Annotated in this window: 14 protein-coding genes, 1 tRNA gene and 1 other annotated feature; all 15 genes read left to right on the plus strand. The window is 43.2% G+C overall.

The annotated features are described in order from the left end of the window. Positions 1-169: 169 nt before the first annotated feature. A complete protein-coding gene (locus LC20001_RS03060; protein WP_029508014.1) occupies positions 170-427 on the plus strand; it encodes a GlsB/YeaQ/YmgE family stress response membrane protein in 258 nt (85 codons plus the stop codon). A gap of 93 nt (positions 428-520) precedes the next feature. Further along, complete coding sequence (amaP, locus tag LC20001_RS03065; RefSeq protein ID WP_010010865.1) at positions 521-1075, plus strand: alkaline shock response membrane anchor protein AmaP; 555 nt, start codon at positions 521-523, stop codon at positions 1073-1075. Between the two features lie 12 nt (positions 1076-1087). Beyond that, positions 1088-1267 (plus strand): DUF2273 domain-containing protein, encoded by a 180-nt coding sequence (locus tag LC20001_RS03070; protein WP_010010866.1) that lies wholly within the window; start codon positions 1088-1090, stop codon positions 1265-1267. 79 nt (positions 1268-1346) lie between these two features. Beyond that, positions 1347-1754, plus strand: coding sequence for an Asp23/Gls24 family envelope stress response protein (locus tag LC20001_RS03075; RefSeq protein WP_003677236.1), 408 nt, complete (start codon positions 1347-1349; stop codon positions 1752-1754). 33 nt (positions 1755-1787) lie between these two features. After that, positions 1788-2210: an Asp23/Gls24 family envelope stress response protein gene (locus LC20001_RS03080; RefSeq protein WP_010010867.1), complete on the plus strand. Its 423-nt coding sequence runs from the start codon at positions 1788-1790 to the stop codon at positions 2208-2210. Between the two features lie 242 nt (positions 2211-2452). Then, positions 2453-4753, plus strand: a complete 2301-nt coding sequence (gene helD / locus LC20001_RS03085) for an RNA polymerase recycling motor HelD (protein WP_010010868.1) — start codon at positions 2453-2455, stop codon at positions 4751-4753. A gap of 81 nt (positions 4754-4834) precedes the next feature. Then, positions 4835-4907, plus strand: a tRNA-Thr gene (locus LC20001_RS03090). A gap of 168 nt (positions 4908-5075) precedes the next feature. Next, complete coding sequence (locus LC20001_RS03095) at positions 5076-5372, plus strand: hypothetical protein (RefSeq protein ID WP_010010869.1); 297 nt, start codon at positions 5076-5078, stop codon at positions 5370-5372. 152 nt (positions 5373-5524) lie between these two features. After that, positions 5525-5728: a binding site (T-box leader), on the plus strand. Positions 5729-5773: 45 nt separating this feature from the next. After that, complete coding sequence (trpS, locus tag LC20001_RS03105; protein WP_003677229.1) at positions 5774-6790, plus strand: tryptophan--tRNA ligase; 1017 nt, start codon at positions 5774-5776, stop codon at positions 6788-6790. 76 nt (positions 6791-6866) lie between these two features. After that, the gene (locus LC20001_RS03110) at positions 6867-7469 is read left to right on the plus strand and encodes a cyclodeaminase/cyclohydrolase family protein (RefSeq protein ID WP_010010872.1); all 603 of its coding nucleotides are present in this window, start codon (positions 6867-6869) and stop codon (positions 7467-7469) included. 37 nt (positions 7470-7506) lie between these two features. Beyond that, positions 7507-8376: a bifunctional 5,10-methylenetetrahydrofolate dehydrogenase/5,10-methenyltetrahydrofolate cyclohydrolase gene (locus tag LC20001_RS03115; protein ID WP_010010873.1), complete on the plus strand. Its 870-nt coding sequence runs from the start codon at positions 7507-7509 to the stop codon at positions 8374-8376. Between the two features lie 80 nt (positions 8377-8456). Continuing rightward, positions 8457-9983: a Ppx/GppA phosphatase family protein gene (locus tag LC20001_RS03120; RefSeq protein ID WP_010010875.1), complete on the plus strand. Its 1527-nt coding sequence runs from the start codon at positions 8457-8459 to the stop codon at positions 9981-9983. Then, entirely contained in the window at positions 9983-12115 is a 2133-nt protein-coding gene (locus LC20001_RS03125; protein ID WP_010010876.1) for an RNA degradosome polyphosphate kinase, read from the plus strand. The genes LC20001_RS03120 and LC20001_RS03125 overlap by 1 nt, the downstream gene beginning before the upstream one ends. Before the next feature lie 46 nt (positions 12116-12161). After that, positions 12162-13112, plus strand: a complete 951-nt coding sequence (locus tag LC20001_RS03130) for a Ppx/GppA family phosphatase (RefSeq protein ID WP_003677224.1) — start codon at positions 12162-12164, stop codon at positions 13110-13112. A 194-nt stretch (positions 13113-13306) separates the two neighbouring features. Continuing rightward, positions 13307-14578, plus strand: coding sequence for an ISL3 family transposase (locus LC20001_RS03135; RefSeq protein WP_099267111.1), 1272 nt, complete (start codon positions 13307-13309; stop codon positions 14576-14578). Positions 14579-14608 lie beyond the last annotated feature (30 nt).

Here is a 14608-nt window from a genome sequence, read left to right on the forward strand (position 1 = left end):
CTTGATTAGTTAAACTATACAAAATAGCAACTAGTTACGACAACTTTTATGCATGAAACGGGCTGTATCTAAGTGGAAAAGCATGCATCTAAATTGCAACCGGCCGAGCTTTGATGCTAATATGGAGATGTACCATAATAATCAATTCTATAAGAAAGGACTGATTGATATGCTTCACTTACTCTGGGTATTAATTGTTGGTGCGGTTATCGGGGTCATCGCTGGTGCAGTCACGAGTCGTGACTTGCCTTTAGGCTGGATCGGTAATATTATTGCCGGTTTAGTCGGTTCTTGGCTCGGTGAGATGATCTTAGGTAGCTGGGGACCGATGATTGCAGGTATGGCAATTATTCCATCAATTATCGGTGCCGTTGTCCTCGTATTGATCGTCTCCGTGATTATCGGTACGCGGAAAAAGAAAAGTTAGTTGGATAATTGACCACCTATGGAAGGTTGACTAGCCAAAATAGTTATCATTCGGAACCGCAAAGATTTGATGGAATAGAGGGAGGAATGCGATGTGCGCCCAATTTTCAAATTTGCGCTTGGTTTGCTGGCATTTCTAGGCCTGTTAGAAGCGATTTGGTTTGGTCTGTTGATTGAGCCCATGGCTAACTGGTCAGGCCAATTGATGCAGTGGCAGCAAGAACAAATTTGGTTGTCCTGGGTCGGCTTAGGTTTGGCGATCATTGCGGGACTAATTTTTCTGGTCTTGCTGTTTATCGCATTATTTAAACGGTCAACGACCACTAGCTTGAACATGAAAACTAAGCACGGGCAGCTAAATATCAGTCGTACTGCAGTGGAAAAATCTGTTAAGTATGCTGTACAGGAGCAGCACCCAGTGACTGAAGTTGATGTGGCCGTTCAATTGCTTAAGCACAAAGCTTTAGCCAATGCGCAGGTCAATGCCACTTTAACGAGTACAACTAATGATTTAGTCGGCGCCAGTCAACGAATTGAGAAAACAGCCAAACGTGAATTAACTGAACGCCTAGGTGTTCCAGTGAAAAATGTTGATGTTCATTTGTTAACCGTCGACCAACGTAAGCAACCAATGACAGACGTGATTTAATGAGGTGAGTAAATGCAGCGAGAAATGAAAGGCGCGCTCATTGGCCTGATCTGCGGCATTATCTGGATCATGCTAGGTTTTTGGCAGCTAATTTTGATTCTGTTGTTGAGTGCGATCGGTTTTCTAATCGGTCGTTACAGTGAACGATTACCAGAATTAAAGCGCTGGTTGTTGCAAGTTCTTGAGCGCTGAATAATGTAGTCGAATTGGTGTTTGTAGGTTTTATAGCAAAAAGTCTGCTGAATAGCCAGTGAGATAGAGGAGGTATTCGATGGATCAACCAAAAGTACAAAAACGTAAATTGACGTTTGAGGATAATGTGATCAAAAAAATCGCCGGTAATGTTTCCGGTGATATTGACGGTATTTTATCAATGAACGGTGGTTTGATGAGCAACATCGCTGAACGCTTCCGGAGTGATACGGATGTGACTAAGGGTATCGATGCTGAAGTAGGTCAAAAACAAGTTGCGTTGGATATGGAAGCAACTTTAGAATATGGTGCCGATGCACGTGTCATTTTTGACCAACTCTGCGACCGCGTTTATCAAGCGTTGAAACAGATGACAGGTTTGGAATTGATCGAGCTGAATTTAAACGTGACGGATATCATGACTAAACGTGAATGGGCTAATCAAACGAGTGAAGGCAAAAAAGAAACTAAGGACCGGGTTAACTAAATTAGCGTTAAACGAAAGGATGACTAACAAAATATGGACGAAAAAATGAAGAATAATGCGCCACAAGCCATCGAAAGTGAATTAAATTATAACGAAGACGTGATTGCAAAAATCGTTGGTCGGACGATGACGACAATCCCTGGTGTTTTAACGGTTGAGGGGAATGTGATCGAAAACTTAGCTGATCGTTTCCGTGATAATGATGACCCTACTAAAGGGGTAAAAGTGGACTTAGATGACGATGCACAAACTGCAACGTTAGAATTAAGCGCAACATTGGAATATGGGCGTAACGCACCTAAAATTTTCGATGAAGCAGTTAATAAAGTGCAGGCAGAAGTTACACGAATGACTGACGTAAAGCTGACTAGCTTTAAAATGACGGTTACTGATATGCTGACTAAGGAAGAATGGCAAGCTCAGCAGGATAAAGCAAATCAGAATAAGTCAGAATAATATAAAAAGGTTAGGACATTAAATTGGCCTAACCTTTTTATTTGCATTCAATTTACAACACCTCTAGTCTAAAGTATGATAAAATAATTGACCGCTGGAATAAATTTTACTGGCGACAGAAACGGTGCGTCGGTTTAAAATCCGTACTGTTTTTTTAAAGTATATTTAGGCTAAATTAGTGAAACTATACCTTAGCAAAATGCTTTAATATTATTAAAATAGAAATAGAGGAGGTCGTTTGAATGGATGCAGAAACTAAGCAGCAGGAACAAGCGCGCGTAACTGATGTGATCGCTAAAATTGAGCAACGATTGCAAGATAAAAACGCACAATTGGACCAGGCACATCGTGAGACTACCTCGATTGAACGAAATTATGGCGATAACACGCGGGTCAATATTACTGAAGCGGATGACCGAATCGAAACTAATGCTGCCGTGCAGCAGCAAAAACAATTAGTTGCACGGACTGTTGAAAATGAGTCGATCTTAAAACAGCAGATCACTCAATTAAAAGATCTACAGCAGTCACCTTATTTTGGCAGAATCGATATTGATGAAGCGGGTGATCGCGATACATTATATATTGGGACCTCGTCATTTATTGATGCTAAACAGAACTTTTTAGTTTATGATTGGCGGGCGCCAATCTCGGGTATTTACTATAATGGTACGCTGGGTAAAGTGAGTTATGAAACGCCGACTGGCCCGGTACAAGCTGAATTACTGAAGAAGCGGCAATTTTTGATCGAGCACGGTAAAATTGAAAATTTATTTGATACCAACGAAACAGTTGGCGATAGTATGCTGCAACATGTATTAGGTGCTGATAGTGATGAATATATGCGTAATATTGTTGCGACGATTCAACAGGAACAGAATGATATTATTCGTGATACGAAACATGATATTTTGATCGTACAGGGGGTAGCTGGTTCAGGGAAAACATCGGCTATACTGCAGCGGATCGCTTTTCTGCTGTATCATAGCCGCGAATCGTTAAATTCTGAGCAGATGATTTTATTTTCACCGAATCGCTTATTCAGTCATTATATTTCGGAAGTGCTTCCCAGTTTAGGTGAAAAAAATATGCGTCAGGTCACTTTAGCCGAATTTTTGGAGCAGCGCTTTTCTGGCCTACGGGTGGAGACCTTGTTTGATCGCTATGAACAGGATCAATCTAGCTTTCCTAGAACAGCACAAAAAATTCGACGCTATAAAGAAAGTTATACGTACATTCAGGCTGTGGAACATTATTTGCGCCAAGCCCAACCGCAACAATTAGCCTTTACGGATGTATATTTTGAAGGTCGCGCTTTCTTCACTAAGGCAGAAATTGCGGCAATTTATGCCCGGCTACCAGTTAAAATGTTGGCGGCGGATAAATTCCTCGCAACTAAGAACACGTTGATCAAGCGGTTGAAGCGGCGCATTCATGAGGAAGCTAAAGCTGATTGGGTGGCGGCAGAAGTTGATATGCTCGATGAAGATCGTTATCGGAGCATTGTCGGTGAGCAACGCTTTGACAGTGGTGATGATGAGTTTCAATTTATTGCTGAAAAACTGGTGCGTGACCGCTTAGCCATTGTTTATGACGCATTGTACAACGATTATTTTATTGATATGTACGAGCAGTATGCTGATTTTATGCGCCAGGCCACACCGAACGATGTGACCGCTAAGGTTTGGCAGACTATGATTGCGAGTTACAAGCAACAATTAGAACGGCACCATCTACGTTTAGAGGATGCTGCGCCATTGCTGTATTTGCGCGATCGTCTGACCGGTAGTGGGCAGAATCACGCGATGCAACATCTATTTATTGATGAAATGCAAGATTACACGATGGCACAATTAGCTTACATCAAGCACGCTTTTCCTAAAGCTAAATTAACTTTATTAGGCGATCGTGCGCAGGATTTATTTACCGCCCACTACCGACAAAATGATTTTATTGATGAATTGACGACTATTTTCCAGACCCACAGCATCAATTTGATCACGTTGAATAAAAGTTACCGCTCGACCTTCCCAATCACGACTTTTGCGGCAGCGTTATTGCCAGCTGGAAATGAGATCCAGGCCTTTACTCGCGATGGTCATAAGCCACTGTTGGTTACGACGGATTCAACGGCTGATAGTTTGCAGCAGATCACTAAACAATGTCGGCGTTTACTCTTACAGCACGAAACAGTCGCAGTTTTGACTAAGGATCGTGCAACAAGTGCGCGATTGTATGCACGGTTAAAGTTGGATGTTGAGACAACGCTGATGACGGACGCTGATCGCGCTTTGCCCAAGGGCGTTTTGATTTTACCAATCTATTTAGCGAAGGGCTTAGAATTTGATGCAGTCGTTGCTTATGATGTATCTGCTGTGCATTTTAATGCAGAGGGTGATCGTGATATCTTATATACAATCGCTTCACGGGCGATGCATGAATTAGTGTTGATCAGTACCGGTGCGCCATGTCAATTTATTGATGCTGTACCAGCAGAAATGCTAGCTCGGGATACTGTATTACCGGCAAACGAATTATCCTGATTAAAGGTGTTGCATTCATTTAGAATATATAATATACTATTTAGGCAGTGTTCTGATCAGACTGTTTAATTGTATATTTATGCCGTCTTAGCTCAGCAGGTAGAGCGCATCCATGGTAAGGATGAGGTCGTCGGTTCGAATCCGATAGACGGCTTAAGTTGAGAAAGCTGATAACGATAAAGTTATCGGCTTTTTTGTCGTTCAATTTAGCTAAAAACGACATAATATTTCGTTTAAGCAAGAAAGTAGCTATCCAGGTTATAAAATCAATGGTATTCTATTAATGGATGGTTATTGTATATAGAGGAGAAGGGCAATATCTATGGTTAAATTATTAAACAAATTCAAGCAGCAACAGTTGGTTAAACATTTAGCCAGCCAAGCTGAAGTGAATTTACATTTTGCTAGGGCTAACGCGGACTATACAGTCTGTCAATACGGGACGGAATTTGGTAACGGAATCGTTGTGGTAATTGATTTAGCGGATAGTGAATTACGGGTGCACCAAAGCGGTGGAAAAACGCAGTATCTGCCATTGGCGAATGCTAGTACAGAGCTATATGATCTTCTTTGTGAAGAGCGCGATCATCGGGCAATCAACGCAATTATCCCAAATTAGTTTGGCGTTTTAGTGGCGTCATTGAATTACATAATAAAATAAGTCTTGTCAGAAAGTGTCGTTGCAACTTCAGCAAAGTTACGCAGTAATTGAGCATAGTCGAACACGGTGACTGACACTTTGACACCGCACCATGAAATCGGTACAATTAAGTTAATATGTTGACGGGGAAGAGTAGCCGTAAGTGGATCTAAAGCGAGTCATTGGTTAGTGCGAAATGGCGGTCGCTAACGGTGAATGGGCCCTAGAGTGCCAGCGTGAATTAAGTAGCGGTGGCGGTGTTTGCGCCTTAAGCAAGAGTGGTGTCGCAGTGGCGGCACAATTTAGGTGGTACCACGACATTGAGCGTCCTATTGATAGTAATATCAATAGGATTTTTTTTATGAAAGAAGGAAATGGATATGACAAAAAAAGTAATTTTAACGGGTGATCGGCCAACTGGTAAGTTGCACATTGGACACTATATCGGTTCATTAAAAACGCGGGTGGCTATGCAGAATTCTGGTGATTATGATCCTTACATCATGATTGCAGACATGCAAGCATTAACTGACAACGCGCGTGATCCAGAAAAGATTCGGCATAGTTTGTTACAAGTTGCTTTAGATTATTTGGCGGTAGGAATTGATCCGGCTAAATCGACGATCTTAGTTCAGTCGCAGATTCCAGCTTTAAATGAATTGACGATGCACTATTTGAATATTGTCAATGTGTCGCGGTTGAATCGCAACCCAACGGTTAAAAGTGAAATTCAACAAAAAGGTTTCGGTCAAAGCATCCCAGCCGGCTTTTTGATTTATCCAGTTAGTCAGGCAGCTGATATTACGGCTTTTAAGGCTAGTGTGGTTCCGGTTGGCGATGATCAGGAACCCATGTTGGAGCAAACTCGCGAGATCGTGCGCAGTTTTAATAATATTTATCAACGGGATGTATTGGTTGAACCTGAGGGCGTTTTTCCACCTAAAGGTCAGGGCCGATTACCTGGCTTAGACGGTAATGCTAAAATGAGCAAATCACTGAATAACGCTATTTACTTGGCTGATTCTGCTGACGAGATCCAAAAGAAAGTTATGTCGATGTACACTGATCCTAACCATATTCATGTTGAAGATCCAGGTCAAGTTGAAGGCAACGTGGTTTTCACATATTTGGATGTTTTTGCTGAGGATCAGGCCCATGTTGCTGAATTAAAAGCACAGTATCAAGCCGGTGGTTTAGGTGATGTTAAGTTGAAACGCTATTTGAACGAAGTCTTACAGGCTGCTTTGGCACCAATTCGTCAGCGTCGCGAAGAATATGCGCAGGATCCTGCTGCGGTGTATGATATTCTGGCTAAGGGTAGCGCTAAAGCAAATGAAGTTGCCAATAAGACTTTAGCTGAAGTGCGAGCCGCAATTGGTATCAATTATTTCGATTAATGTGAGGCAGTTATATTGATCTAGCATATGCTTCAGCGTAAACTAATTTCAACCAATAACGAATGTAGGTGACAGAATGGAACTTGAGCAATTTATGCACGAGCTTGCGTCTAAGGCACCAACTCCTGGTGGCGGTGGTGCGAGTGCTTTAAGTGGTGCCACTGCAGCAGCGTTGGCTAGTATGGTGGTCAATTTGACCCAAGGTAAAAAGAAATACGCGGTCTATACAGATGAGCTGGCACAGATTTTAACGACAACGCAGCAACTGATCACAGATTTATTGGCGCAGATTCCTGCCGATGCTGCAGCTTTTGCACCGTTAGCGGACGCCTATCGCATTCCGAAAGAAGCGCCGCAACGTGCGGCAATTTTAGAGGCAGCACTGGCTCAAGCGACGTCAGTGCCATTAGCTGTTTTACGGCAATTAGACAGTTTAGTCCCTTTGATTGAAAGTTTAGTGACTAAGGGCAGCCAAATCATGCAAAGTGACGTTGGCGTAGCGGCAGTTACTTGTCGTAGCGCCTTAGAGGGTGCAGTACTAAACGTCTACATCAATACGCGTTTAATGCATGACCGCCAGCAAGCGTTGGCGTTAAATGCTGAGGCAGCAGCATTGGTCAATGATAATGTGATCCGCTGTCAGCGCGTCTATCAACAGGTTATGGCTAAGCTACAATAAGTATGCGGTGATGATTTCTTGAAATGGAAGTGATCTGGTGAAAATTCTCAGTGGTCATCCAGTAGTTCAACATTTATTTACTGCTTTGGAAACGCCAGTTGCACAATTACGTGCACAAGGTATTGTGCCTTGTTTAGCTTTGATTCGTGTTGGCGCAGATCCGGCTGCACAGAGCTATGCACGGACGATTCAAAATCGGTTTGCTAAAGCCCAAGTTGCCGTTCAGATAGTAGATTTTCCAACGGATGTGCAACCAACGATAGTGGTGCAGGCAATCAAACAACTGAATCAAGATACTGCCGTCCATGGGATCATGGTTTTACAGCCTCTGCCGTCACAGTTAGCGGTGGCACAATTGGCCGAAGTGATCGCACCAGCCAAAGATGTTGACAGTATCAGTCGGCTGAATCAGGCGGCCAACTATTTTGACATCGAAAGTGGTTTTTATCCTTGTACGGCTGAGGCAGTAATGGCGCTGTTGGACTATTATCAGATCAATTTAGCGGGTCAGCGCGTGACTGTGGTCGGCAAAAGCATGGTTGTAGGCAAGCCAGTGGCATTAGCACTGATGAATCGTGATGCCACCGTGACGGTGGCGCATAAGTTGACTCTGGACTTGCAGCAGACTTGTCAAAATGCAGATGTGATCGTCGCCTGTGCAGGTGTTCCCAATTTGATCGATGAAACCATGGTCCATGCGGGGCAAGTGATCATCGACGTTGGAATCAATCGCGTTAATGGGCGCTTAGTTGGTGATGTCGATTGGCCAGCAATTCACCCAATCGTGGCAGCAGCAACGCCTGTACCTGGTGGTGTAGGGACGATCACCACCTCAATTTTATTGAAACACACGGTTCAAAGTGCTTGGTTACAGCAACCCAGCGCTCAACCGCTAATAATTGAATAGAATAAGTTGTTCCGTCGTGCAAGCGCCGGTTTTTTTGTTAAAATGAAGTTGAGTAACCGTTTTATAATGGGGGTGGCAAAATGGTGCAGCCAAAACTTTTTGGTGCGATCGTAATGAGTGCACAAAGTCTTGATTTGAGTATCGTTAATTTGCGAACATTAGAAGTGATCGAACGAGTCAGCGCGCCGGTGGCCTTAGGTGAGCGTTTATTTTCTGATGGTGGGATCGATTTTGATGCAGTTAACGCAGCAATCGAGGCGTTACGCGGTTTTCAACAATTGATGCGTGATTATGGGGTCAGTGACGAACGAGTAGTAGCTAGCCACACGATTACGTCAGCAGAAAATATCAATTTTGTGCGTGATCAAATTTATACGAAAACGGGATTAACGGTTCATTTTACAACGGTCAGTGAAGAATTACTATTTCGTTATGAAGCCGCTGCGGTTTATTTGCCTAATTTTAAGCGTTTATGTCAGCAGAATACTGTTTTACTGCAATTAGGCGCTAGCTCGATTACGTTAATGGTCTTTCAGCATGGTGAATTGACTTTAACTCGGGAGTTGCAATTAGGCCCGATGCAGGTGGCACAACGCATGGCCGAACTGGAACATCGCGCAACGGCTTATGAAGATATTTTAGCCGACTATATCCATTCCAAGTTATTGGATATTTTGCGCTTTTTACCACAGGTGGCCTTTACTCAAGTGATCTTAATGGGGTCAAAATTGACCTTGCTGGAAAATATGATTCCGCAAGGCCAGCGAAGTTTGGCAATCACCCATCAGCAATTCAATCAGCGTTACCATCAAGTGATGACATTGTCACCGCAAGAATTACAAAATGACGAACAATTACCAGAAATTGAGGCTAATGAGGTTGCACCGACCTTCTTATTATTAGACGAGATTTTTGATACTTTGCATACCGAAACGATTTGGTTGTCGAATATTAAATTGCTCGATGGTTTTGTGGTGCATTTAGGTAGTCATAATGGCAAATATAAGCAATGGGACTTTGATGCGGCAGTGATCGCGGCAACACAACACGTGGCAGCACGCTACAATATTGATAGTGCCCACCAAAAGCAAGTTTTGAAATTTGCGGTGCAGTTATTTGATCGTTTACGTAAGATTCACGGCTTAGGCCGGCGGGAGCGCTTATTATTACAACTGGCGGCAATCTTGCAAGATACGGGGCTGTACTTAGATGCGAATCAGCACGCTTTTCATTCCGAATATATTATTCGTGCAAGTGAAATTCTGGGATTGGATCATACGGAGCAATTGATCGTGGCTGCAGTGGCCCGTTACCATAGCTCGGCGGCACCGTCGGCGGATCTGAGCCATTTTAATCAGTTACCGTTGATTCAACGCTTAGTGATTGCTAAGCTGGCCGCAATTTTACGGTTGGCTGATGCGCTGGATGACAGTCATCAAACAAAAATTAGCGCTATCAGCGTTAGTATTCGCCGCACGACGGTCACAATTACTGCCACTGCGCAAACGGATATTGAGTTAGAGAAATGGACTTTCGCTCAGAAAGCTGACTTCTTTACTAATGTTTATGGGCTGCAGCCGATTTTACAGCGGAAGGGGAGTTTATGATGAATTTTGCTAAGCCGGAATATTTTGTTAATCGTGAATTAAGCTGGGTCGATTTTGATGATCGCGTACTGGAAGAAGCCCGCGACAAAAACAATCCGTTGTTGGAACGGGTCCGCTTTCTCGGAATCACCCAAAGTAATTTAGACGAATTTTTCATGGTGCGGGTAGCTTCACTGCGGAAAATGCAAGCAGTGGCTTATTCCAAACCCGATGCTGCCGGGATGTCACCGACCACGCAGTTAGCGGCGCTAAGTGCCAAAATTCATCCCCTCGTTGAAAAACAGTATTCGACGTGGACGCGGTCATTGTTACCTCAATTGGAAAAAGTGGGCATCAATTTATTAGACTATAGCCAACTGTCAAAAAAACAATTGAGTTTTTGTAGTCAGTATTTTCATCAAGTACTCTATCCCGTTTTGACACCGCTAGCTGTGGATGCATCGCGGCCGTTCCCGTTTATTGGCAATAATACGCTGAATTTAGCGCTACGTTTAGTTAAGGCTGATGTCGCGGAGAAAAAAGATCGCCGATTTGCCATGGTCCAAGTGCCCGATGTTTTTCCGCGGGTGGTTACTTTACCTGGCGAAAATCAATTTATTCTGTTGGAAGAAGTGATCAAGCCATTTATCGGCGAATTATTTACTGGCTTCAAAGTTAAAGAGGTCCAGACCTTCCGCGTGATCCGTGATATGGATTTTGATGTGGCCGAAGAAGATGCTTCTGATTTAATGAAAGAAATCGTCCATCAGCTGGCGATGCGTGAGCACACGAAAGTGATGCGCTTAGAGTTAGCAGCCGAAACTAGCAAAACATTGCGTAAACGCTTGATCAAGGCGCTGGCAGTCCACGAAGCCGATGTGTACGATATCAAAGGCCCCATCGACTTGACTGTTTTAAGTAAGTTAGTCAAAGCTGTTAAAAATCATCCTGAATTATTATATCAACCGTTTAAAGCTTATACGCAGCCGGCGTTGCGGCAAACCGATCTGTTTGCGGCGATTCGCCAACAAGATCTGTTTCTGCATCACCCCTATGATAGCTTTGATCCGGTGGTGCAGCTGATCAAGCAAGCTGCCAATGATCCAGCAACGCTGGCTATTAAGATGACGCTGTACCGCGTGTCCAGCGATTCGCCAATCATTCAGTATCTTGGGGCGGCGGCACAAAATGGTAAGCAGGTCACCGTGCTAGTTGAATTAAAGGCCCGTTTTGACGAAGAAAACAACGTGCATTGGGCCACCGAATTGGAAAAGAAAGGCTGCCATGTGATTTACGGCTTAGTCGGTTTGAAAACGCATTGTAAATTGCTGTTGATCGTTCGTCGCGAAAGTGATGGCATTCGCCGGTATATGCATATGGCAACCGGTAATTATAATGATGTGACCGCACGCTTGTACACGGATATGGGCTTATTCACGGCTGATCCGAAAATGGGCGTCGACGCTTCGAACATTTTTAATATGCTGTCAGGCTTTTCTGAACCCGATCATTTTGCTGAATTAAACATTGCGCCGCTGACGTTGCGCAAGTTTTTGAATGCGCGCTTCGACGATGAAATTGCCAACGCCAAAGCCGGTAAAAAAGCACTGATTCGGATGAAAATGAACTCTTTGTCAGACAAACAAATGATCGAAAAAATCTACGAAGCCGCTGCTGCCGGAGTCAAAGTTGATTTGATCATTCGTGGCATCTGTTGTTTGAAGGTCGGGTTACCTGGTATCAGTGAGAACGTAACGGTTCATTCGATCGTCGGCCGTTTCTTGGAACACAGTCGAATCTACTATTTTTATGCTGGTGGCGAGGAAAAACTATACCTTTCGTCAGCCGATTTAATGAATCGTAATCTCAGTCGGCGGGTCGAGTTATTATTTCCAATTTTGCAGCCTAATATTAAAGCACAAATCGTACAAATTTATGAGTTAATGTGGCAAGACAACTTAAAAACGCGAGTTCTGCAAGCTGATGGCAGTTATCAAAAAGTCGATCGGCGGGGATTAGCGCCATTGGATGTGCAGGCGCATTTAGTGACGGTGGCGAATACTGAACAAAAAGCGGCAACCACTAAGCCAGCAACACCACCGACGCATTTTACGCCAATGAAAAAGCCATGGTCGCCGGTAGATGACGATTAGTAGTTTAAGTAAAGATATTCAATTTGAATAAAAGGAAGCGTACAGGATGGAAAATTTTGTGGTCATCGATCTAGGCTCTAACTCGGTACGGATGTCAGTGACGGAAATTGATAGTGATGGTAGTTTTCGTGCGGTCCAACAGCATAAAGAAATGGTACGTTTATCGGAAGATATGGGCACGGAAAAGATCTTACAGGAGCCGGCGATTGAGCGGACAATCGCCGCGCTGCAAAAATTTGCGGCAATCTATCAACAGTTGCCAAATGTAACTTTGCGTGCAGTGGCAACGGCAGCGGTCCGCAGCGCTAAAAATCAAAAAAAGTTTATTAAGCGTGTCGCGGACGAGGTTGATGGCTTGAAAATCGAAGTGATCCCCGGCACAATGGAGGCTTACTACGACTATTTAGGTGTTATCAACACCTTGCCGGTCACCAATTGTGTCATTATGGACACTGGTGGTGCTAGCTGTGAATTAGTCCTGGTACAAAATGGCAAGGTCCAGAATCTGATCAGTTTACCGATCGGTGCGGTTAATTTGACCGAAACTTTTTATAAGAATGGCGTTGATCAGTTAAAAGCAGAGGATCTGTTCTGGGAGACTACTTTTGTGAATCGGTTATTCAATGGTGTTTGGTGGCTGCATCGTGGCCAAAATTTACCGATCATTGCCTTAGGGGGGAGTAATCGGACACTAGCCAAAATTCAACGCAAGGGTAAAAATGTGCTGAATTTTGAAGATATTCATGGTTTTCGCATGAATGTTGCTGAGGTCAATGATGTCTACGCTAAAGTGATCAGTAAAGACTTGGCGGGACGTAAAAAAATTCCTGGCTTAGCTAAGGATCGGGCCGATATTATTGCTGGTGGTATGACCCCAATTGTGACGATTTTACGTTTTCTTGACTCTGATCGAGTGGTTTTCTCGCAGAATGGGGTACGTGAAGGCATTCTGTACGAGCACATCAGTCAATTGCAGGAGCAGGGGGATGTGCAGTAAAGTTAACTAAAAATGGTGCTGCAACCTTAATTGATTGCAGCACCATTTTGGTTCTATACTTTTTCCTGTTGATAGCTTACTTAACATGGTAATCTATTAGCAGGATTTTTTAGTGCAAAATAAAAAAGGCCCATAAGCCTCGCACCTAAAAAATCCACCCACTACAGCATCTTTTTTAAAGGACGTGAAAACTTATGGACCCTGTAGATAATAATATAAAATTTGCGCTCAGTATTAAAGACCCAAATGTAGTTTTTTACAAATATAACTATCAAGTGATTAAAGCTAAGCGCGCAAAAGTATATATAGCCACGGTTAAGTTCGACCAGAAACATTGCGCTAACTGTGGCTTTTGCGAGCTAAGTCATAATGGACACTACGTATCACGCGTGACCTATCTGGCAGCGAATGCGAGTGAACCAGTTTATTTAGAACTCCATAAAGAACGCGTCATTTGTCGTAATTGTAAAGCGTCGTTTATGGCTACTTCTGATGTGGTAGACAAGTACTGTTGTATCTCCCGAGCCACGCGTCAGAAAGTGTTTATGAGTCTACAAGACGACCGCACTCAAGCTAGCATTGCGATCGATGCCGGCATATCAGCTAGCACTGTCTGTCGTTACTTAGACAACTATGATGACTTATTTCGCAGAAATCTTAACTATCTACCGGTTCATCTCGCCATGGATGAATTTAGAGGAATTGGTGGTCGGCTCCATTTCATCTGTATTAATGGCGCTGGTGAGCACGAAATTCAACAAATTCTGCCAGACCGATTCAAGCAAAGTATTACTGATTATTTTAAACAATTTCCAGCAAGTGTTCGAGCACGTGTCAAAACAGTTACCGTAGATCTAAATAGTTACTATCAAGACATTGCCAAGGCAATGTTTCCGCAGGCAAAAATTGTGATCGACCGCTTTCACATCGTTGCAATGATGACTCGAGCTTTTAATCAAACTCGGGTGCAAACCATGAAAAAGTACAATAAAAGATCCTATGAATATCGCACGTTAAAGTTCGCCTGGCGGCTTTATTTGAAGTATGCCGGAAATCTAGATGAGGAACATGTCTTTTATGACCGACACCTGCGAAAACAACTCACACAACTAGAACGTGTAGAACAAGGACTGACAATTAACGAAGAACTTAAAGCATCGTACGAGTCGATGCAAAGCATCATGGAAAACCTTAAGAATCAAGACAAAGACAAGCTTGTGGAAGATCTATATACAAGTCAAAATATAAGTCCCTACATGAAAGCAGTGTTTCAAACGTTCAAAAAGAACTTAGTGGTTGTACTCAACGCCAGTGAATCGGACTATACGAATGGCCCAGTCGAAGGCATGAATCGAATGATTAAACAAATTCAACGCACAGCATTTGGATTCCGTAATTACCATCATATGATTTCACGTATTAAGTTACGGCAAATGAGAACAAAACCAATGAAAAAACAGAGTTGAAAGTCGCATGACTTTCAACTCTGTAAAAGC

Source organism: Loigolactobacillus coryniformis subsp. coryniformis KCTC 3167 = DSM 20001 (assembly GCF_002706425.1).
Classification (GTDB): domain Bacteria; phylum Bacillota; class Bacilli; order Lactobacillales; family Lactobacillaceae; genus Loigolactobacillus; species Loigolactobacillus coryniformis.